This window comes from Deltaproteobacteria bacterium (genome assembly GCA_016208165.1).
Lineage (GTDB): Bacteria > Desulfobacterota > Desulfarculia > JACQYL01 > JACQYL01 > JACQYL01.
In genome coordinates, this window is the sequence record JACQYL010000027.1 from 30230 (window position 1) to 50704 (window position 20475).

The following is a 20475-nucleotide window of genomic DNA, read 5'->3' on the forward strand; positions in this document are numbered from 1 at the left end:
CTCTATGTACGGCTCATTCCTCGGGATTTGCGCGCCTTGCATTTCATCGTTTTTCACCAGCCTGTAGCAACCAGACTTTTTCACGGGCTGTTAAAGGAGGCGATCGGAGAGTTGGCTAAAAACGTGATGTTTCTCGGAACCGGATCGGACGTGGGAAAATCCATTGTCACGGCGGCTTTCTGCCGTATTCTCAGGAACAGGGGATACAGCGTTGCGCCCTTCAAGGCGCAAAACATGTCCAATAATTCATTCGTCACAGTGGAGGGCGGGGAAATCGGACGCGCCCAAATCGTTCAGGCCGAAGCCGCCGGGGTGTTGCCTTCCGTCCACATGAACCCGGTTCTCCTGAAGCCTTCTTCGGGGCTGGGCGCACAGATCGTGCTTCAGGGGAAGGTGTTCGGCCAGATGGAGGCGGCGGATTATCACACGTACAAGAAAAAGCTCAAGGAAAAAGTACTTGAATCATATCATGCCCTGGCTTCTCAATACGAGGTTATCGTCATGGAGGGAGCGGGCAGTTGTTGCGAAATGAACCTGAAGCGCAACGACCTGGTGAATTTCGCCATGGCCCGAAAGGTTGACGCGCCATGCGTTCTTGTGGCGGATATCGATCGCGGCGGTGTGTTTGCTCAGGTGATCGGCAGCACCCTGCTGATGACCCCAACGGAGAAAAGGCTCACCATCGGTTACCTGATCAACAAATTCCGAGGGGACGCCTCGTTGTTTGAATCGGGCATGGAATACATCGAAAAAAAGACCAAGAAGCCCGTCCTGGGATTAGTCCCCTTTTTCACCGATATCTTCGTGGACTCGGAGGATTCGGTCGCCGTTCAATGGGACAAACGCCGTTCCGGACCGGTGGAGAAGGACAAAATCAACGTGGCCGTGATTCGCTTGCCGGGCATATCCAATTTCACGGATTTGGAAGTACTCGAGCAGGAACCCGACGTGCGGGTTCACTACCTTCACCATTCCAGGGACTTGCAGGATTTCGATCTGCTCGTTCTTCCGGGGACAAAGAACGTGGTGGAAGACGCCGTGTGGATGGATCGCGAGGGATTTTCGGACCGCGTGCGCCGATTCCAGGGACCTATATTAGGCCTTTGTGGGGGGTACCAACTGTTGGGCGCCGCCATCCTGGATCCGCTTGGCGTGGAATCGACCCGCAAGAGGGTGTCCGGGCTCGGTCTGTTGCCGCTGACCACCACGCTCGAAGGGAACAAAATCGTGCGGCGCGTGTTGGGAACACATCTGGATTTGGGGGAGGCTGTTCAGGGATACGAGATTCACATGGGACGAACCCGCCCTGATTCCGACGACGTACTCCCCATGTTGAGCATACGGGAGCCCGGAGGCGCCGGCGAATGGCGGGACGGATACATGTCCGGGGACGGCCGGATCCAAGGCTGCTACGTGCACGGTCTTCTGGATAAGCCCGGCTTCCGCGCGCGTTTTCTCAACAAACTGAGACGATGCAAAGGCCTGGCGGAGCGAAAACCGGGAAAAGGGCGTCTGGGCAGATTTCACCAATACGATCGACTGGCCCGTCACTTCGAAGCGCACTGCGACACGGACCGCATACTCGAGGCGATGGGATTGAGCTGAACGCCGGCCGGACCTTGTAAGGACGACATTATGAAGAGTTGTTCAACTCTCAAACAACGGTCAAGTGAATATGGTTTCCCAGCGAGAAGAAGAAGAAGGATGCACGGACGAGATCTGTGAGGTCCGCGCCGTAGATGTGGATCGGGTGCGACGCGCGAGAACGGCTCTGCCGACGGAAAATGAAACCGGGCGGCTGGCGGAAACCTTCAAGATCATGGGCGACCCCACCAGAATCAAGATCCTGATGGCGCTTTCCGGCGAGGAACTGTGCGTATGCGATCTTTCGGCCCTGCTGCGCATTTCCGAATCTGCGACCAGCCACCAGTTACGGTTGCTGAGAACGCTGCGGTTGGTACGAAACCGGAAAGAAGGCAAGATGGTTTATTATGCTCTTGATGACGACCATATTCTCGACTTGATTCAACAAGGCCTCATCCATGTGAGAGAATAGGGCGCATTTCGACCCGGATGTGCGGAAGCCCGTCACCCGGGTCTAAAGGCCCGCGGGATGAGTATCCCCTCAACCTCCCCCATGTCTGCATGGTCTGCCGGTGATCCGCCCTTGCCCGTACGCCCCCGAGTATGTGGACGCATCCTTTTTTCCTTGACGAGTCTCACGGCGGCTTTCAGTTGAATCGGCAGAGAACGCTAAAGAGAGATGTCATAAAGGTTACAGATCGAGTTTCCTCTTCAGTTTGGTAGCCACCTCGTTCAGGGGTCTACCCCCATCCAATTCCTGCATTGCTTTTCCCAGTACCTGTTCAACACTCCCAACGTCTCTGTTGACACTCATCCTACGTTTCGCGCCGGCTATCGTATACTTTTTTACCTCGAGGAGTTCTTTGATCTCCTTCAGGATCTCGACCTCTCTTGGGCCATACCGACGGTGTTTACCACTCGTCTCCTGGGTCGAAATGAAATCCGCGAACTCCTTTTCCCAATACCTCAACGTGCTCCGAGGGACGTTGAGCTGAGCGCTGACCTCGGATGATGTAAACTTCTTTTCCGGTTGGACGCGCAAGAGCAGGTGAATACCGGAAGTGAACATTCCACACCTCCCTGTGTAGCCAGACCATTCATCGACATCGGTCCAGTTCCGGCAAGCCCATTCTACGCCTCTTAGCTTATGACACTAAACCTCCTCATCAAGCATAGAAACGTGTACATGAGATTTACTAACTTCATCGGAATTGGGCCAAATAACTTTAGATTATTTTACACAAACCGTACCTTTTATGTCCATGTTGTTCAAAACACGAACAAGTTTGGCAGGAAGAAAGAAGGGATACCGCGGCTCACGAAATAATGCCGGCGCGCATTCAGCCGAAAGCCTTGGAAACTGTTCCTGAAATAGCGAAACGGTCTCGAAAGAACGATCTTGGGTCCTATTTGAATCGGTTTGCGAACTCTTTTCGCAGGCAGCCGCGCGGGGTGAGGAAATCGAGTAAGGGAAGGCGCGCCGCGCCCTACCTAGATCGAACGAACTCGCCCTTCTGAATGGAAAAAGATCCGATATCGCCTGAAGATCGGTAAATGGGCTGTTTGGCCTTGGGGCCGGGCGAAGGCGGCCGGGCTTAATGGGAAGGAGCGTACAATACCGCTAAAATGCGGGTGACTTCGCTCTGGTGGCATCTCACCAGATGGGGCACCGTGCTGTCGTAGTATATGCAGTCTCCAGGATACAGCACGTGCCTTTCGTCTCCCAAGAGCACTTCCATGGCGCCGTCCATCACAAATATAAATTCCTGGCCGTCGTGTGTGGACCGCTCTTCTTCCACATCCGCAGGTTCGAGTGTGACCAGAAACGGCTCCATGTGCCGGTCTTTTTTCCCGGGCGCCAGGGACTCGTATGCGTATCCATAACGTTTCCCTTTCTTGGAGGCGTAGCGGCTGACAGGGCGTCTTTCATGCTTTCGCAGGATGGTGTACGGCTTGGATTCACCGCCGGTGATCAGATAGCCCATCTTCATGTCGAGGGCTTTACTCAGCTTGATCAGTACGCCAAGAGGCGGGGAAACCAGCTCTTCTTCGATCTCTTTCAGCAATTCCGTGGTGTAACCTGTTCGTGAGGCCAAGTCCTCGAGCGTCAATCCTTTCTGCTCCCGGACCTGCTTCACTCGTTCGCCTACCCGTTCCGCACGTTCCGGTTCCGACTTCTGCTTCGCGTAGGCGCTGATGTCGTCTAGGAAATCCCGGACTTTTTGCGGCTCGGAATACTCGTCGTAAGCGTTCAGGAACTCACCGTACGTGGAATCTTTCTTTTTGTCCGTCATACCTAGCCGTCCCGTTTCGATCTGAGGAATCATTCCCGTTCCGTAGAAAAGAAACAGAAATCGATATCAAGATCCATAAGCTCCGCCACCATAAGCCGGCTGACGGTTTCCTTTTCAGTGCTGACGTACATTTTGTTCCGTTGGGTACGGTGCTCCACGAACTGAAACAAAAGCGTCTCCTCCAGAACGCCCACGAAGCGTCTTCCTTCCCCCGCAGGCATAGACACCGTGTATATCCGGTCGCTCTGTTCTCGATCGATTTCCTTGAGTTCTTCCGACCATTCCTGCTCCAATTGCTCCAAGAATTCTTCGCAATCGTTGATCCGCTTGCAGGTTAGGCAAAACCCATTGCATGGCCGTTCACCCAGTTTCTTTTCCCGATGTTCAGCCAGTGAGATAACCTTGGCGTGAACCTCTCTGGAAGGGACTGTTTCGTTGTTCTTCATATTAGGTTGTTGTCCTCATGTGATATGGTATGTTAAAACTATTTGGCACATTCTATCGCGTTTATATCGACCATGAAAGAAAAAATTAAAAATATACTGGAGAACCGGCCGTGGAGGCGCATTGACGGCTCGACGGCTTTAACGCCTGCCGCCGTTCTCATCCCGTTGTTCTGCAAGGAGGGCGCCGTGCACGCGCTCTTTACGAGGCGAACGGACACGGTCCGACACCACAAGGGGCAGATCTCCTTTCCCGGTGGCGCGGTTCATTCGGAGGATCGGGATCTGGCGGATACCGCCTTGCGTGAAACATACGAGGAGGTAGGCATAAAACCGGAAGATGTAGAGGTTCTCGGCAAACTGGACCAGAGTCGTACCATTACGGATTATGTCATTACTCCTTTTGTGGGCGTCATTCCTCATCCGTACCGTTACGTGGTGAGCCCCATCGAGGTCGATGAAATCATCGAGGTGCCTCTGTCGTTCATTTTTGATGAATCCAACCTGGATTTCGGACCCTTCAACTTCGAAGGGGTGACGCTTTACAGACAATATTATCGGTACGATGGAGCCGTCATCTGGGGAGCGACACTTCGAATCCTCGATCAGCTCAAGGAAAGCCTGGGTTCTCTGCTGACGAGAGACCAAACGTGTGTCCCCTGACACCTCGGGTCCCTCCTGCTTTGGCAGTATGGGTCTGTTATTCTTCCTCGAGCCGATAGCCGTCCGCCAGAGGGGCTCCGTCCAGGTACACGGCGCCGTTTTCGTCCAGGCCGAAGCGTCCTTGCGCGATCCAGAGGATGGTTTTGGGAAAAATCTCCCAATCACCGACCTCCTTCAGACGTTCCTGGTTTTCGGTCACGACTTTGTCCAACAGAGCTTCATCCTTTCGCAGTCTCTCGAGGTCGAGGGGTAACCGTACTTTTACCGGCCGAGATACGAGCAAAACAGGACCCGTGTCCACGCCCTCGTCCGTCCATAAGGTGGACGCCCTAAGAGCCGTTTCGCCCGCCAATATGGCGTCTCTGACAGCGTCGTCACCCACGAAACGTCTGGAACCGTGGGCGCTCTTGATGGTGAGATCAGCAGGATGGACATTGACGCACCGGGGCAACGTGATGTAACTCATGTAACCTCCAAGAGCGACAACGTCCACCTCGAAGGCCTCGACCAGTTTCTTGGCCGTCTCATCGTAAGCTTGCCGAGCCTCGAGTCCTTCGGAAGCGGCGACGCTGCGGCGCAGTCCCCGGATGGTATGAAAGCGCCGGATATCGTAGCTGAAATATGGAACACCGGCGGCAAGAGCGATTTTTTCGCCTTGAGATCCGCCATCGCTTCGGTCGCTGAATATGAACACCACTTCGAACGGGCATTCGTCCGTTTCGGCGCGCAATCTATGTTGCAGTCCCACTAACTTTGTGATGTTGGTGCCTGAACCGGACATAAAACCCGCTACGCGCATGGGCCTCTTTTGGGTCTTGGCGTCGAAAATGGGGGTTTGGGGCATAGGCGTGTCCTTTCCGTTCGAGACTGAGAAATCGGAGGCGGATGCCGAGCCGCCGTTTCTGCGTGGGGTCAGGCTTATCTGAACGCCCAATATAAAGAAAGGGATAAACGCTTTCAACCTCTTGACCGTCGTTTATAGTAAATAACACGGCTCGAGGGTTTCACGGACGACCCTCCCGGGCTCGATGTCGGAGCCGAGTCCTCCGTGGCTGAAAGACGGTGGCGCGATCAGGTTGAAGAACGGTTTGGTCGAATTCCTTTTCTAGCTGTCAGGACTCTCGGGAACGGCCATGGACTCGGCTTTCAGAAACGATGTATTCGAACTACGAAAAAATGCTGGGTAGACTGCCTACCTGGGTTTTGGTCTTAGCAGCGGGCGCCGTTCTGCTGGCATCGGCCTACACATTCGACATATCATGGACCGTGGTTATAATCTGCGGAGTCTTTGGACTCATGGGGCTGGGCTCGAGGTCCATTCTCCCGTGGATGCGCGAAGCGGGGGTCACACCCAATCAGCTCACCATCGCAGGGTCTCTGCTCTCGCTGGCGGCCGCGGTATGCTTTGCCGCCGGGTGGACGCCGGCGGGGTGCCTGTTAACAATTGCAGGCGCCGCACTTTGCGACGTTTGGGACGGTTTACTATCCCGAATGTACAATCTCGGAACTCGATTCGGGAGTGTACTGGATTCGGTTCTGGACCGATTGTCGGACGGTTTCATTTTTTCCGGCGTGGCGTTTCGTCTTCTGGCCGATGGCGAGTTCTTTTCCGGGATATTGGCCCTATACGCTACGGTGACGGCGCAGGTGGTGAGTTACTCGAGGGCTCGAGCCGAAACGCAAATCGCCTCGTGTGAGGTCAGTCTGTTGGGCGGGCGACCGGAACGACTGGCGTTGCTGATCTATTTCGGACTGATCGGACACTGGCTGCCGGGTCTGATGTTGATTTGCCTGTTTCAATCTCTGACCATCATCAGGAGGATGGTATTCACGTACCGACAGCTCAAGGCTGACATCAGAGCCAAGGAAAGGGCGACGAGATGCCCGCCGGAGTGGAAACCTACGGAATAAAAACGGTTCCCTGAGCGCCGGTGACCGTGGAACCCGATGGTGCGGCCAGGTTATGCGCCTCCGCGCATCGGGGTACGATGTCGACCGAATCGAGGCAGCGGTATTCTTTTTGTTGAGGGTCCGGATGCGGCTCACTTGACTTTTTCACTTGGTAAAACCAACATTAGTATGTATATTACTCGATGCAAGAAAATTTTTTCACAATCAAGGAGAACATCACATGCTGGATGCGGCATTAGCTATAGGCGGTTTGGGACTTCTGGCAGGCTTGGGACTCAGTGTCGCTTCGAAGCTCTTTTACGTATACGTGGATCCGAAGATTCTCGAAGTAGAAGAAGCCCTGCCAGGAGCTAACTGTGGAGGATGCGGCTCCGCCGGCTGCAGCTCCGCGGCCGTGGCTATGGTAAGCGGCACGCTGGCGCCCAACGCGTGCGTGGGAGGCGGACCGAATGTGGCTAAAGCGGTGGCGGCCATCCTCGGATTGGAAGTCTCTGCAAAGGAACCTGAAATCGCCGTCCCCGGATGTAAGTACGGTCTCGACAGGGCGGACCTCAGGTTCAAGTACAGCGGGGTCACGGACTGCAGGGCCGCCATTTTAATGGGCGGAGGCGCCAAGGAATGCACTATCGGTTGCCTCGGGCTAGGCACCTGCGCTCGCGAATGCCCTTTCGGAGCCATTACTATGAGCGAGTCGGGTCTGCCTGTTGTCAATCTGGACCTCTGCACGGGCTGCGGAACCTGCGAACGTGTCTGTCCCAAGCATATCATCAAACTGAGTTCGGGTTCCCGTCGCTTGAAACACCTGTATCAGACGGACGAATGCACGGCTCCGTGTCAACGGACGTGCCCGGCCGAGATCCGAATTCCCGATTACATCCAGGCCATAGCTCAGGGCGATTATCGGAAGGCCGTGGAAATCATCAAGTATAACAACCCGTTTCCGCTGGTGTGCGGGCGTATTTGCCCCCATCCGTGTGAATATCAGTGCCGCCGGGGACTGGCCGATCAACCGATCAGTATCAATCATTTGAAACGGTTTGCCGCGGAGTACGAAATGAACAGCGGCGAACGGATCGTCCCTGCGGGCCTACCGAGCACCGACAAACGGGTCGCCGTTATCGGCGGCGGCGCCGAGGGATTGAGCGCCGCGTACTTCTTGACGCGGTTGGGGCACAGCGCCACGGTATATGAGGCCCAACCACAACTCGGAGGCTTGCTCCGGACCGTGATCGCGGATTACAGGCTCCCCATGGATGTCCTGGACTGGGAAATCGAAGGAATTCTGCAATCCGGCGTGACAGCTAAAACGGGAGTCAAGATGGGACGGGATTTCGATTTGCCGGATCTGCTGAGAGAAGGTTATGACACCGTTGTCCTGGCTGCCGGCGGATGGGACAGCCTGATGCTGCGCGAAAAAACACATTTGGAAGAGATTGTTCCCGGAAACATGTTGCTGATGCCCTTGACGATGGCCCTGGCGGCCGGATCGCTTGACATACCCACAGGATCCAAAGTGGCGATCGTCGGTGACTCTCGCGCTTCCCTGAACATGGCCGTTATGCTGGCGCAAGACGGTAAGAATCAAATCACCATGATCTGCCGGAAAACCGAGGAAGAGTTGGCCTCTTTGGGGTTTGATCTGGCGGGGGCGACGAGCGCGGGAGTGAGGTTCGAATTCGCCGGCGTTCCCACCGGCCTGATAGGCGAAGGAGATGCTCTGACAGGATTGGAGATCATGAGGATACGGCCGGCCGACGAGGGAACTTCTCCGGATACGCGGCCTCGCCTGAAAGCGAGGTCGGAACGGGTCATCGAGACGAACCGGATCATAACGGCCATTGCTCGATATCCGGAACTGATCTTTGTTCGAACCGACGCCCCTGAAAAAGCAGATGGAGAGACTGAAGAAAAACCTTCGGACCGGCCCATTAAATGGCGTACCATAGACGCGTATAAAACGGCTTCGCCTCAAGGACAGATTGGAATGTTCGACACCGGCGCCACCGTCAGCGATTACAAATCGCTGGTCGAGGCTATCGGCGCCGGACGCAAGCTCGCGCGATCCGTGGATCGGTACTTAAAAGGTCTTCCGGTCGAATGGCCTGAACTGGCGATCAAGCCAAGTTCGTGTCTTCAGAACATACAGCAGTTACAAGACGTTCTACCGGCGCCTCGAAAGCGGCTTCCCGATTTGGGAGCTGAAGAGGATGGATTCAGTTTTACACATGAAGATCTCAAGTTGACCCAGGAGATGGCGAAAGAGGAAGCGAAGCTTTGCCTGAACTGTGGACTGATCTGTTACGAACGGAGTCGTGACGAAAACGAGATGGAGGCGGCCTGAACCGGGTCGAGCGGATATGAGCGAAGCAGCGGATATGAGTCAAACAAAGCAGGCGATCATAGCACGGGTCAAGCAGCTGTTGGAGGAGAAACGAATCCAGGCTTTCCTTGGTCTAAAAAACGACGAATATGGAAAAGTAGTGCCTTACTGGTTCCAGGACCCCTCGGAACTGGACGACCTGTCGCTCGGGGATCGGAATCGGGCAGGGGATGTCCGGTATCCGTTAAACCTGATCCTGAGAAGGTTTATGCGATCCCATCCGTTCGGCACGTTCGGCGTTCTGGTGAGGGGATGCGACGAGCGCGGGGTGCTTCGGCTTTTTCAAGCCAACCAGCTCGACCCGAAAAGGGTGATCATGATTGGAATCGCGTGTCCATCGGACTTGGCCGAGGCCTGCCGGTGCAATAAGCCTTACCCGGATGTGGTTTCCGAGGAAGAAGTGGTGGACGCCGGGGATTACTCGGACGATCCGTTGAAAGAGCTGAGTTTGAGCGAGCGGATGGCCTACTGGAGAAACGAGTTCAACCGGTGTATCAAGTGTTATGGCTGCCGCGAGATCTGCCCCATGTGCTTCTGCTACGAGTGCACGTTGGACTCGGATGAACATCTCTCGACGGGAGACATCCCGCCGGAAAACCCCTTCTGGCATATGACCCGGGCCATTCACATGGTGGATCTCTGCATTGAATGCGGCCTGTGTGAAGAAGTCTGCCCCGCAAACATTCCTTTGCGAACCTTCTATCGGGAAACCAAAGAAATGCTCAGTCAGCCCTTACGAAAGCAGGCCAGGGCCTAACGAGAACCGAAAGACACGTCGGGGAAATGAGTTCCCCGACGTGTCTTTGATATCGCGGTTTAAGGCTTCAATCTCGATGCCCGACTAGATCTGATGCGTCAGCTCTTTAACTCGGGCAGTTCCTTATAAAGATCCAACGCTTCCGGGTTGGCCAGTGCGTCTCGGTTGGTTACCGGCCGGCCGTGAATGACGTTTCGGACGGCCAGCTCCACTTTCTTCATGTTTATAGTGTAGGGGATGTCCGCGACCCGGATGATTTTGGCGGGTACGTGCCGGGGGCTCGTGTTGACACGAATGGCGGTTCTGATACGGGCGAGAAGCTTGTCATCGAGTTCGTAGCCCTTGTTCAATTTTACGAAGAGAACCACCCTTACATCGCTTTCCCAATCCTGTCCCACCACAATACTGTCAGCTACTTCCGGCATGGTCTCGATCACGCTGTAAATGTCCGCGGTGCCGATGCGGACGCCTCCAGGATTCAGGGTTGCATCGGAGCGGCCGTAAATAACGATTCCCCCCTGATCGGAGATTTCAATGAAGTCTCCGTGACACCAAACGCCGGGATACTGTCGGAAGTAAGCGTTCAAGTATTTCTCTCCTTCCGGATCGTCCCAAAAGTAGATGGGCATGGAGGGGAACGCCGCCGTGCAAACGAGTTCTCCTGTCCGGTTATACACCGGCCGGCCTTTTTCGTCGTAAGCGAAGACCTTCATGCCCAGGCAGCGGCACTGGATCTGTCCGGCATAGACCGGCCCAATGGGATTGCCGGCCACAAAACACCCGTTGATGTCGGTGCCGCCCGAGATGGAGGCCAAATGCACATCCGGTTTGATGTCCCTGTAAACGTACTCGAAGCCCTCGGCCGGCAGGGGAGATCCAGTGGAAATCACGGCTCGCACAGAAGAAAGGTCATATCTCTCGCCGGGTTTTATCCCCGCCTGGTCGATGGCGGTAAGATAGCGGGCGCTGGTGCCGAAGACCGTGATTTTTTCCTCCTCCGCCAGCTTCCAAAGTGTTTCGGGGTCGGGATGGAATGGGGAGCCGTCATAGAGCATGGCCGTGTTTCCAACGCCTAGGGAGCAGGCCACCCAGTTCCACATCATCCACCCGCAAGTGGTGAAATAGAAAAGGATATCTTCCCGCTTCAGGTCACAGTGAAGAATCTGTTCTTTGAGTTGGTTCAACAGGACTCCGCCCTGGCTCTGAACCATGCACTTCGGTTTTCCCGTGGTGCCGGATGAGTACATAACGTATAGCGGATGGCTGAAGGGCAGTTGTACGAAGTCGATTTCGAGACCTGCGTCCGGAGCTATGAAGTCGTTCCAGTTTATGGATCGCGGCAGGCCGCCGATGTCGGGCTCTTCGTTCACATAGGGGACCACCACCACTTTTTCCGTGGCGGGCAGTTCCTTCAGAATCCCGGACATGCGTTCGATCGAATCGAAGGTCTTGCCATTATAAAAGTACCCGTCAGCCGTGAAAAGGACTTTGGGTTCAATCTGGCCGAAACGGTCCAACACCCCTTTGATTCCAAAGTCCGGCGAGCAGGAGGACCACAGGGCGCCCATGCTGGTGGCGGCCAGCATGGCGACAACAGTTTCAGTCATGTTGGGCATGAATCCCGCGACCCGGTCGCCTTTCCGCACGCCGGCCTCCTTGAGGGACTTGGCCATGCGGGCCACCTGGTGGTAGAGTTCCCTGTAAGTGATGCTCGTTGAAGGCTTGGCCTCGCTTTTAAAAATCAGGGCAACTCGGTCATCACGGTAGCGTAATAGGTTCTCGGCGAAGTTCATCTCGGCGCCATCGAACCACCGGGCCCCCGGCATCTTGGCGACGTCGTCGACTACCCGGTCATGCTTGCGGGAATGTATGACGCCCAAGAACTCCCACCAGGCATCCCAGAATTCGGGAATGGCTTCCACGGACCACTGCCACAATTCCTCGTAGGTCTCTAGCTTCTTGCCGCAACGCTCGTTTACGAAACCGATGAAGCGGGTCATATTTGCCCGGGCAATCTGCTCTTCCGTGGGTGTCCACAACGGTTTGTCCATGACACTCGTCCTCGTTAGAAGGTTAGCGCTGTCGTGGCCAATCGGTCTTCCACTTCGCTCACCCCTTTGAAATTCCTGGCAATTTTGAGTACTTTTTCTTTCACCATCTTGTCGCCGACATGGCCTGTGATGACCATCACCGACGGCTTCGGGGAGGTTACCTCGATGGGCCGGTAAGCGTCCGCGCCCACTTCTTTCCGGATGGCGCTCTCAAGCAGCTTCGCCTGAGCCTGCCGTTGGAGAAAGGCTTTCACTTCGCTTCTATTGGGTGGCGGTATCATCATTTTTGCGGCGTGCTGAATCAGTTCCGCGCCTTGCTCGACGGTCATGGCCGCCGTGTTCAGCACCATGTCGTACAGGGACCAGTCCGAGAGGTCCCGGTGGTAGATCTGTTGGATCAGGGCGCGCCTCTGATGACCATACTTGTGGACGAAATCCTCGGCCTGTTCCCTTTTCATATTCTGATCTTTCGCGACTCTGTCCACCCGGATGTCGAGGGGGGCCACGACTCTCACCTTGACGACCCCGGGGACCCCGGACAATACGATTTGGGCCCCTCGCCCGAGGATGACGACATTGCCTCTCGCGGCCACGTCGTAGTTGAGCGACTCGAACAGGCTGGCGTAAGCCAGATTGTTGAGAAAGAAGCGTTCCCAAAAACTCTTGGGTATTTCCCGTTCGTACAGCCGGCAGGCGTCCTTGAAGTCCGGATCGCAGGCGTCGGCCAATTCGTGGGCCTTCTCCCGTCCGATAAGCTCGTAGTTCAACTTCTGGGCCGTCAAGGCGGCGATTTCATCGCCGTAGCTTCCCACCTGTCTGGATACAATCACTACTCCCATGAGTCCTCCTTGATGAATTCGGCTTCGGAAAACCCCCGGCGCTCTCGGGGTCGGTCGCCTCAGCCGGACCGGTATCAGCCGTGGTCGGGTTGCCCAAGGGGGTCGTCCGAACGGGATCCGTTACGGGTTCACCCCATCAGGAGCCTGGTGGTCCGGTGCTGATCCTCGCACCGGATGGGATCGTAACGAGATCGTTCTCGCATGTCCAGCCCGGAATGCACAAAAACTCGTCCCGAGGCGGCGGCAGGATGATCCCGGCCCGCAGCGCCCCTCAGGAGGCCTTTCCTCGGCAAGTCCGGAACGGTATTCTCTTCAGCAGGGGCGGGCCGGACGGTCGCCTCCAGGGAGTCGCGCCCTCTCGTCACTCGTTCCGGCCCGCTCCCGTTACGAGATTCTCATTTTATCAGCACCGATGGGAGCCAGGTGATGGTCTCCGGCCATATGACGACAATGATCAGCCCCACCTCCATGAGGTGCCAGAACGGGAAGGCGCCAAAATAGATTTCCGCCGTGGTCACTTCCGGCGGAGCTACGCCCTTCAGGTAGAACAGCGCATATCCGAAGGGAGGGGTCAGAAAAGAATCCTGCAACATCACGGCTACGGTTACAATGAACCATAGTTTGTCGAAACCCAGCTCCGCGGCGATGGGCAGGAAAATTGGGAAAGTGATGAGAACGATTCCGATCCAGTCAATGAACATGCCCAAGATGAAGTAAACGACCATCATCACAATGAAGGTGCCCCACTTGCCCAGGCCGAGGCCCAGGATCGTGTCCTTGACCACATCGCCTCCGCCGGTGCCGATGAAAACACCCGTGAAGCAACTGGCGCCGACCAGGATGATGATCACCATGGAGGTAGTGCGGGCCGTGTTGACCACGGCGTTATAAAGACCGCGCCACGAGAACTTGCCGTAAACGACCATCATCATGAAGGCCAAAGCGGCGCCCACTCCCGCGGCCTCGGTGGGCGTGGCCCATCCCAAGAACATGGATCCGAGCACCCCCAATATGAGAATCATGGGGGGAACCAGAGACTTGGTCACCATGAGGGCCAGCGTTTTTTTCGAAACCGCCGCTCGCTCTTCCCGGCTGACGGCCGGACCGGCCTCAGGCTTGAAATAGCATTTGATCAGGATGTAGAGGATGTATAGCGCCGACAAGATCAGGCCGGGGATAATGGCCCCGGCGAACAGCTTGCCTACGCTGACGGTCGGTACGCCGGACTGATCGGACATGACCACCAGCATGATACTGGGCGGGATCAGGATTCCCAGGGTGCCTCCGGCGCAAATGAGGCCGGCCGCCATCTTGTGCTCGTAGCCGTATTTGAGCATGACCGGCATGCCCAGGAGCCCCATGGTCACCACCGAGGCGCCGATGATGCCGGTGCAGGCCCCAAAAAGGGTGGAAACGACCACCACGGCGATGCCGATGCCTCCCCGCACCGGGCCGAACAGGTGGCGCATGGTATCGAAAAGATCTTCGGCCACCCCCGATTGATCCAGGAATTGGGCCATGAAGATAAACAGGGGGATGGCCACCAGAATATAGCCGTCCATAACATCGTACGTACGGTTGATGAACATGTAGAAGGACGCCGATCCCCATCCGAAGTAACCGAACACGACCGCCAGGCCGCCCAGAACAAAGGCCAGAGGGTGCCCCATGAAAAGGCCGATCAGCAACCCCGCGAACATTCCTATGGCAATAACTTCGGGTTCCATTATTCCTCCCCTCTGACCGCGAGCATGACACTTCGAAGGAAAGTGGCCAGACCTTGCAGCAACAGCATACCGGCCGTGACCGGGATCACCGACTTGATATACGGGACAATCGGCAAGGCGGCCGAGCCGCTGGTTTCATTCTGTGCCCAGGATGTGGCGGCATAGATCCATCCTTGCTGCAGCATAATGAAACAAAAGGGAAAGAAAAAGATCAGATAGGTGATGATGTCCAGGATTCCCCTGACCCGAGGCGAAAACCGGCCGTACACCAAATCGATGCGCACATGCCCATGATGGAGAAGGGTGTAGGCGGCCACCAGCATGAAATGGGGACCGAAGAAGAGCATGGTGATTTCCGGCGCCCAGATGTGGGGAGATCTTAAGAAATACCTCGCTATGACTTCGTACACCACCATGACGGTGAGCGGTACGATCAGCCAAATGAACAGTCTGCCGCTCCACTCGCTCAATCCGTCGATCATCCGCAGAATCTTTTGCAAGGCCAGCATGTTTATATCTTCCCTGTTTATTTGTGCCGGGGCCTCGCCGGTAAAACTTCGAGGCCCCAATCCGGTTATTTGCCCATTTATTTCAGTGCGTCCAGAACCTTGTCCACGTAGGCCGGGTGACGGCCGAAACCGAACTCGCCGGACATATCCCGCCAATCTTTGTATTGCTTGAGGTAGAGCATTTGAGATTTAAGGATCTTGGCGTAGGCCTCGGACTCTTTGGCTGCTGAAATGCAATACTGGCCGGCCAGATCTTCCAGCTTCTTGATGCTGGCGTCGTCCAGGGTGACAATCTCGATGCCTTTCTGTCTGAATTTCTCGATCGCCCGGGCGGAGTCGGCCTCGTAAAAGGCCGTGGCCTTGACTGCGGCCGCCTGGCAGGCGTACTTGAATATGGCCTGGTATTCCTTGGGCAGCGCATTGAAGGCCTCGAGATTGACCATCACACCCAGCTCGGAAGAAGGCTGGAACCAGCAAGGCACGCTCCAGTATTTGGTGATCTCGGCAAAGCCCATCTCCCAGTCGATACCCGGACTGCTGAATTCGGCCCCATCGAGCACGCCCCTCTCCATGGCCAGATAGATCTCGCCGCCGGCCATCTTAACCGGTGCTGCGCCGAGTTGCTCGAGGATCCAGATGGTGGCCCTTGACGGCGTCCGGAGCTTGAGTCCTTTGTAATCGTCTATGGTTTTGATGGGACCCGTTTTCGTGGTGGTGCGGAAGCCCGATTCCATGGGGGTGGCGCCCAGGCAGAAATAGGTCATTCCGTACTTGCCGAACAGCTCTTGCACCAGCTCGAGACCATCGAATTGATACAGCCAGATGATATAGTCCATGTTGGTGAAGCCGAAGGGAAAGGAGCCCAGAAAGTCAAAGGCCGGATCCTTGCTCGCCCAGTACGACGGCCAGTCTCCGGCCGCCTGCACGGTGCCCTTGGAGCAGGCGTCAAACACTTCGAAGGCTCCCATCAAAGATCCGCCGGGGAAGTACTGGATATCGAAATTGCCCTCGGTCATCTCTTTGACATACTTGACGAGTTCCTTCTCTCCATAATAGAGGTTGATAGCAGGAGACCAGGTCGAGGTCATCTTCCACTTGATCTTGTCGGCCGCGAAGGACGTGCCCAATGCGCCAAAAATCAAGCTCCCTGCCAGCACCACGATGAACAGCATGCACCAAATACTCTTCTTCATGCGTTGCTCCCCCTTTCACATAGAGGTATGATTTGGGTTAATGTGCATCAAAGGGTATTGACAGCCTTTCACCTCCTTTCAGCCGCTTTCTTTTCCAGTTCTCGGTTCCGTAAATCCCTTCTTTTGATCTTACCGGTGGCCGTTGTGGGCAGTTCGTCTACGAATTCCAGTTCGCGCGGATATTCGTGAGCCGCCAACCGCGTTTTGACAAACCGCTTGATCTCCTCGGCCAATTCCGGGTTCGGGTGAACACCCGATTGGGGAAGGATAAAGGCTTTGACGATTTCGCCCCGAACCTCATCGGGAGCTCCGATTACCGCGGCCATGGCCACGGCCGGATGTTTGATAAGACATTCCTCGATCTCGGCCGGCCCGATGCGGTATCCGCTGCTCGTGATCAAATCGTCCGATCGGCCCACGAACCACAGGTAGCCGTCCTTGTCTTTCCGGGCCAGATCGCCGGAGAGATACCATTCCCCTCTGAACTTCCCCTGGGTGGCTTCGGGATTACGCCAGTACTCCAAGAACATGACGGGATCGGGCCTTTTTACGGCGATTTCGCCCACCTGATCCGGCGGCATCGGGTTGCCCTGTTCGTCGATGACTTCCACCGCGTGGCCCGGAATGGGCAGACCCATGGAACCGGCGCGGACCTCCATGATGTCGGCGCAGTTACCCACCACCAGGTTTACTTCGGTCATGCCGTAGAATTCGTTGATGGTGAGGCCCATGGTCTCACGTCCCCACTCGAGGAGCTCTTCTCCCATAGGTTCTCCTCCCGAGCCGATGGTTCGCATGTCGTACTCGTGACGTTGGCGGGGGTGAGATACCTGCCGCATCATTTTCAGGGCGGTGGGGGGCAGGAAGGAGTTGCGAACGCCGTACTTGGCGATGATATGAAAGGCATACTCGGGGTCGAACTTTCGCGCACGGTGGGCTACTACCGGAATTCCGAAATGCCACGAGGGCAGCAAAACGTCCAGAAGCCCTCCGGCCCAAGCCCAGTCGGCCGGTGTCCAGAACAGGTCCCCTTTCCGGGGGAAGAAATTGTGGGGGAACTCGACGCCCGGCAGGTGCCCGAGAAGAGTTCTGTTAGCGTGCAACGCTCCCTTGGGGGGCCCGGTGGTTCCGGATGTGTAGATCAGCAGGGCCGGGTCCTCGGCTCTGGTTACCACCGGATCGAATCGGCTCGAGGCCTTCTCCAGGGAGCCCCAGAAGTCCAAGACGCCGTCCGGGATTTCTCCTCCGGACTGGATGATTACCTTTAGACCGGGGAGTTTGTCTCTGATGCCTGAAAGCTTCTCGGCGTTGACTGCATCGGTGATGACTGCTTTGGTTTCACTGTTGCCCAATCTGTACTCGAGGGCTTCCGGGCCGAACAGGGTGAAGAGCGGGACCGCGATGGCTCCGAGCTTGTATACCGCGATGTGCGCCAGTCCGGTTTCGGGGCGCTGGGGAAGCAGGATGCCGACCCGGTCCCCGCGTTCTATGCCGTGGGCCTTCAGCACGTTGGCCAATCGGTTGGACAGGAGCTGCAGGTCCCAAAAGCTGTACTTGTCCACCGCCCCCGTTTCGTCCTCGTAAATCAAGGCCAACCTGTAGCGTTCTTCGGCCCACTTGTCGCAGACATCGACGCCGATGTTGTAGAATTCGGGCATCCCCCACCGGAAAGCGCTGTAGACCTCTTCGTACGTGTTGGCTGGCTTAAGCACGATGTCTCCTTTGGAAGCAAGCTCTGAGAAATGTTGGTTGAACAGTCCTCCCCTATCTCCAAGTTAGGCCGGCTCGGCGGCTAACGCATAATGAAATGACGCCGACCCGAACTTTTGCTCATTCACGGTACGGTTCAGGACGGAAGCGGGCTCTGCGTAGGTGCTTCTTGAATCTTACTCCCTCGGGGACTCGCTGACAACGCTATTGATACAAGGGATACGGCTCTGATAGTCAGGCTTCCCGGCTTCTCAAATAGTATTTATTATCTTCCGTTCTCACGATAATTCCAACGGATACCAAGGACTTCAACGCGTTACGACGGTAGTCCTTGAGCCCGAATCTCAACCAGGCCGCATGTGCGTAAGGAAGTTCCGTGGCTGAAAAGAGATCCAAGGCCCGCTTTTCTTTCAGCTCTTCGATAATGGAAGTTGCGGCCTTGTGCTGCCGGCGCGCCGTGGCCAAGCGGGTGAGAAAGTAAACCAGGATGAGAAAAACGAACGCTAATACGAGCTTGACGGATTCCATCATGTCTCGATCTTTCCGGTATGCCGGGGGCTCCCCCACTTCACCCTTTGCGGAACGGGCGGATGAAACAGCCGGGCTTCAGGCGCGTCCGAACGTCCCGGCTCGCGGTCCGTAACTATTGGCCCGGCGGCCTGGCCTCGCAATACGTGAGCACCATGCCCCCATCGAACAGCAAATCGCCGCCCACAAGGTATTTGGCAAATCTGGAAAAGCCGAACATGAACAGATTCGCCACTTCGATGGGGCTCATCATTTCCTTCAATCGGGAGCTTCCCATCATGACATCCCGTACCACCTGTTCATGGCTAATGCCGCGTTTTTTCGCCTGTGCGGGTATTTGATTGAGGGCCAAGGCCGTTCTCACAAATCCGGTGCTCACCGTAAATGAGCGGACTCGTCCATCACCTTCCGCGGAAATGGACTGGGCCAGCGCTCTAAGTCCGAACTTGGTAATATTATACGACGATTTGCAGATCGTGGATATGTGAGCATGCACCGAGGCCATGTGTCCGATGACCCCGCGCCCGTCCTTCGATCGTTTCATGTGAGGAATGGTTAATTTGGAAAGATAGAATGGAGCGCGCACCATGATGCTTTGCATGAGATCGTATTTTTCAATCGGGAAATCTTCGACATAATCGATGTGCTGTATGCCCGCCACATTGACCAGATACCTGATTGTACCCATTTTGGCCGCCTCGGCAACAGCGTACTCCATTTCTGAATCTTTGGTGAGATCCGTTTTGATGAAGATCATCTGCCCGCCCATTTCCCGGGCCATCTTGACGGTGTTGTTTCCTTCTTCCTCGTTAACATCCAGTCCGACGGTCATCAGATTGTTGGCGGCCGCGGCAATGCACGCGGCTCGACCGATTCCGCCGGCCGCCCCCGTTATGATGCATACATGGTCGGGATTGAAGTCCGGGTCATCGAGAAAGAGGATGTCTTCCCTTGCAATCGTCGGCTCGGCAATCTCCATGGTGGGGCTCCTTTGCTCGAAATTGGCTGGAAGGACGTGACGCTATAAGAGTAAGCAAATGTCGTTCCAGTCCGGGTCTTTTCTGTACTTTTCCTCGTGATCCCGAAGCAGGAGACATGTAAGAAACCGAAATCACGGTTAAAACGGTTTTGTGTTTCACGTGCGGGGGATCCGTTTATCCTTGCCTCCGCCGATACGGAGCTGGTAGAATATGCTACCAAATTGGCTACATGTATCATAATTCATACAAATCCGGGAGGACGCGAATGACCCGAGAGCCACAACAATTGCCCCCCGTGCCCGAGCCCATCATAGAACAGGACGAGACAACCACCCCCATCGAGCAACAACTCCTGCAACGGCTCAAAATGTCCGACCTCATTCTCAACAGCATTTACAACGGCGTGATTGTTACCGATGCCGAAGGATACGTCACCCACTTCAACGAGCCGTACGGGCGGTTCTTAGGAGTGGATCCAAAAGAACAGGTCGGTAGGCATGCTACCGAAGTGATCGAAAACACTCGCATGCACATTGTGGCCAAAACCGGTAAACCGGAAATAAACGTCACCCAGCGGATCAAGGGACGAGACATGGTCGTGCAGCGCATTCCCATTAAGGAGAAAGGAAAAGTCATCGCCGTGTACGGCCAGGTGATGTTCAAAAATGTCCGAGACGTCCGGAATCTGGCCCGCAAGCTGAAACTTCTGGAATCCAAAGTCAAACTGTATGAAAAGGAACTCAGCTCACTGCGTTCCACGCGCTATACGTTTGAAAGCATAAAAGGAATCAGTCCGGCCATCGTTGGGTTGAAGAGGCAGGCGCTCAAGGCGGCGGACACGAACCTGCCCGTGTTGATCAGCGGCGAGTCGGGCACTGGCAAGGAATTGTTCGGCCAAGCCATCCA

The 20475-nt window shown here is 55.7% G+C and carries 20 protein-coding genes; 7 read left to right on the forward strand and 13 right to left on the reverse strand.

Annotated features, from left to right (window positions below; genetic code table 11):
• Window positions 1–111: 111 nt before the first annotated feature.
• Both HY788_05810 and HY788_05815 read left to right on the forward strand, forming a co-directional pair.
• Window positions 112–1605, forward strand: coding sequence for a cobyric acid synthase (locus HY788_05810; protein ID MBI4773685.1), 1494 nt, complete (start codon window positions 112–114; stop codon window positions 1603–1605).
• Window positions 1606–1675: 70 nt separating this feature from the next.
• Window positions 1676–2056 carry a helix-turn-helix transcriptional regulator gene (locus tag HY788_05815; protein MBI4773686.1) on the forward strand — a complete coding sequence of 127 codons (381 nt, stop codon included), beginning with the start codon at window positions 1676–1678 and terminating at the stop codon, window positions 2054–2056.
• Window positions 2057–2275: 219 nt separating this feature from the next.
• On the opposite strand, the gene HY788_05820 is transcribed toward HY788_05815, so the two are convergent.
• The 3 genes from HY788_05820 to HY788_05830 form a co-directional block, all read right to left on the reverse strand.
• Window positions 2276–2653: a MerR family transcriptional regulator gene (locus tag HY788_05820; GenBank protein MBI4773687.1), complete on the reverse strand. Its 378-nt coding sequence runs from the start codon at window positions 2651–2653 to the stop codon at window positions 2276–2278.
• Window positions 2654–3179: 526 nt separating this feature from the next.
• Entirely contained in the window at window positions 3180–3878 is a 699-nt protein-coding gene (locus HY788_05825; GenBank protein ID MBI4773688.1) for a helix-turn-helix transcriptional regulator, read from the reverse strand.
• A gap of 29 nt (window positions 3879–3907) precedes the next feature.
• Complete coding sequence (locus tag HY788_05830) at window positions 3908–4324, reverse strand: hypothetical protein (GenBank protein ID MBI4773689.1); 417 nt, start codon at window positions 4322–4324, stop codon at window positions 3908–3910.
• A gap of 72 nt (window positions 4325–4396) precedes the next feature.
• Here HY788_05830 and HY788_05835 point away from each other — a divergent pair, with 72 nt between their 5' ends.
• Complete coding sequence (locus HY788_05835; protein ID MBI4773690.1) at window positions 4397–4984, forward strand: CoA pyrophosphatase; 588 nt, start codon at window positions 4397–4399, stop codon at window positions 4982–4984.
• Between the two features lie 37 nt (window positions 4985–5021).
• On the opposite strand, the gene HY788_05840 is transcribed toward HY788_05835, so the two are convergent.
• Window positions 5022–5828, reverse strand: a complete 807-nt coding sequence (locus tag HY788_05840) for a formyl transferase (GenBank protein ID MBI4773691.1) — start codon at window positions 5826–5828, stop codon at window positions 5022–5024.
• A 311-nt stretch (window positions 5829–6139) separates the two neighbouring features.
• Between HY788_05840 and HY788_05845 the strand changes: the two genes are divergently transcribed.
• The 3 genes from HY788_05845 to HY788_05855 all read left to right on the forward strand — a co-directional run bounded on the left by HY788_05845 (window position 6140) and on the right by HY788_05855 (window position 10032).
• A complete protein-coding gene (locus HY788_05845; protein MBI4773692.1) occupies window positions 6140–6895 on the forward strand; it encodes a CDP-alcohol phosphatidyltransferase family protein in 756 nt (251 codons plus the stop codon).
• A gap of 220 nt (window positions 6896–7115) precedes the next feature.
• Window positions 7116–9236: an FAD-dependent oxidoreductase gene (locus HY788_05850; protein ID MBI4773693.1), complete on the forward strand. Its 2121-nt coding sequence runs from the start codon at window positions 7116–7118 to the stop codon at window positions 9234–9236.
• Between the two features lie 34 nt (window positions 9237–9270).
• Window positions 9271–10032, forward strand: coding sequence for a 4Fe-4S binding protein (locus HY788_05855; GenBank protein ID MBI4773694.1), 762 nt, complete (start codon window positions 9271–9273; stop codon window positions 10030–10032).
• A gap of 98 nt (window positions 10033–10130) precedes the next feature.
• Here HY788_05855 and HY788_05860 read toward each other — a convergent pair whose 3' ends face one another.
• From HY788_05860 to HY788_05900, 9 genes are all read right to left on the reverse strand, one after another.
• Window positions 10131–12083 carry an acetoacetate--CoA ligase gene (locus HY788_05860; protein ID MBI4773695.1) on the reverse strand — a complete coding sequence of 651 codons (1953 nt, stop codon included), beginning with the start codon at window positions 12081–12083 and terminating at the stop codon, window positions 10131–10133.
• Between the two features lie 14 nt (window positions 12084–12097).
• Window positions 12098–12922, reverse strand: a complete 825-nt coding sequence (locus HY788_05865; GenBank protein MBI4773696.1) for a cytidylate kinase family protein — start codon at window positions 12920–12922, stop codon at window positions 12098–12100.
• A gap of 128 nt (window positions 12923–13050) precedes the next feature.
• Window positions 13051–13287, reverse strand: coding sequence for a hypothetical protein (locus HY788_05870; protein ID MBI4773697.1), 237 nt, complete (start codon window positions 13285–13287; stop codon window positions 13051–13053).
• Between the two features lie 30 nt (window positions 13288–13317).
• Complete coding sequence (locus HY788_05875) at window positions 13318–14649, reverse strand: TRAP transporter large permease subunit (protein MBI4773698.1); 1332 nt, start codon at window positions 14647–14649, stop codon at window positions 13318–13320.
• Complete coding sequence (locus HY788_05880) at window positions 14649–15158, reverse strand: TRAP transporter small permease subunit (protein MBI4773699.1); 510 nt, start codon at window positions 15156–15158, stop codon at window positions 14649–14651. The genes HY788_05875 and HY788_05880 overlap by 1 nt, the downstream gene beginning before the upstream one ends.
• 77 nt (window positions 15159–15235) lie before the next feature.
• Window positions 15236–16351 (reverse strand): TRAP transporter substrate-binding protein DctP, encoded by a 1116-nt coding sequence (gene dctP / locus HY788_05885; protein MBI4773700.1) that lies wholly within the window; start codon window positions 16349–16351, stop codon window positions 15236–15238.
• 68 nt (window positions 16352–16419) lie between these two features.
• Window positions 16420–18063, reverse strand: a complete 1644-nt coding sequence (locus tag HY788_05890; protein ID MBI4773701.1) for an acyl-CoA synthetase — start codon at window positions 18061–18063, stop codon at window positions 16420–16422.
• A 232-nt stretch (window positions 18064–18295) separates the two neighbouring features.
• The gene (locus HY788_05895; GenBank protein MBI4773702.1) at window positions 18296–18592 is read right to left on the reverse strand and encodes a hypothetical protein; all 297 of its coding nucleotides are present in this window, start codon (window positions 18590–18592) and stop codon (window positions 18296–18298) included.
• 112 nt (window positions 18593–18704) lie between these two features.
• Window positions 18705–19568, reverse strand: a complete 864-nt coding sequence (locus HY788_05900; protein MBI4773703.1) for an SDR family NAD(P)-dependent oxidoreductase — start codon at window positions 19566–19568, stop codon at window positions 18705–18707.
• 266 nt (window positions 19569–19834) lie between these two features.
• Between HY788_05900 and HY788_05905 the strand changes: the two genes are divergently transcribed.
• A partial coding sequence (locus HY788_05905) for a PAS domain-containing protein (GenBank protein ID MBI4773704.1) occupies window positions 19835–20475 on the forward strand: 641 nt, incomplete at its 3' end.

Coding starts and splice junctions, on each gene's coding strand:
- HY788_05815 (MBI4773686.1), top strand. CDS start 1,676: ATGGTTTCCCAGCGAGAAGAAGAAGAAGGATGCACGGACGAGATCTGT.
- HY788_05820 (MBI4773687.1), bottom strand. CDS start 2,653: ATGTTCACTTCCGGTATTCACCTGCTCTTGCGCGTCCAACCGGAAAAG.
- HY788_05825 (MBI4773688.1), bottom strand. CDS start 3,878: ATGACGGACAAAAAGAAAGATTCCACGTACGGTGAGTTCCTGAACGCT.
- HY788_05830 (MBI4773689.1), bottom strand. CDS start 4,324: ATGAAGAACAACGAAACAGTCCCTTCCAGAGAGGTTCACGCCAAGGTT.
- HY788_05835 (MBI4773690.1), top strand. CDS start 4,397: ATGAAAGAAAAAATTAAAAATATACTGGAGAACCGGCCGTGGAGGCGC.
- HY788_05840 (MBI4773691.1), bottom strand. CDS start 5,828: ATGCCCCAAACCCCCATTTTCGACGCCAAGACCCAAAAGAGGCCCATG.
- HY788_05845 (MBI4773692.1), top strand. CDS start 6,140: ATGTATTCGAACTACGAAAAAATGCTGGGTAGACTGCCTACCTGGGTT.
- HY788_05850 (MBI4773693.1), top strand. CDS start 7,116: ATGCTGGATGCGGCATTAGCTATAGGCGGTTTGGGACTTCTGGCAGGC.
- HY788_05855 (MBI4773694.1), top strand. CDS start 9,271: ATGAGTCAAACAAAGCAGGCGATCATAGCACGGGTCAAGCAGCTGTTG.
- HY788_05860 (MBI4773695.1), bottom strand. CDS start 12,083: ATGGACAAACCGTTGTGGACACCCACGGAAGAGCAGATTGCCCGGGCA.
- HY788_05865 (MBI4773696.1), bottom strand. CDS start 12,922: ATGGGAGTAGTGATTGTATCCAGACAGGTGGGAAGCTACGGCGATGAA.
- HY788_05875 (MBI4773698.1), bottom strand. CDS start 14,649: ATGGAACCCGAAGTTATTGCCATAGGAATGTTCGCGGGGTTGCTGATC.
- HY788_05880 (MBI4773699.1), bottom strand. CDS start 15,158: ATGCTGGCCTTGCAAAAGATTCTGCGGATGATCGACGGATTGAGCGAG.
- dctP (MBI4773700.1), bottom strand. CDS start 16,351: ATGAAGAAGAGTATTTGGTGCATGCTGTTCATCGTGGTGCTGGCAGGG.
- HY788_05895 (MBI4773702.1), bottom strand. CDS start 18,592: ATGATGGAATCCGTCAAGCTCGTATTAGCGTTCGTTTTTCTCATCCTG.
- HY788_05900 (MBI4773703.1), bottom strand. CDS start 19,568: ATGGAGATTGCCGAGCCGACGATTGCAAGGGAAGACATCCTCTTTCTC.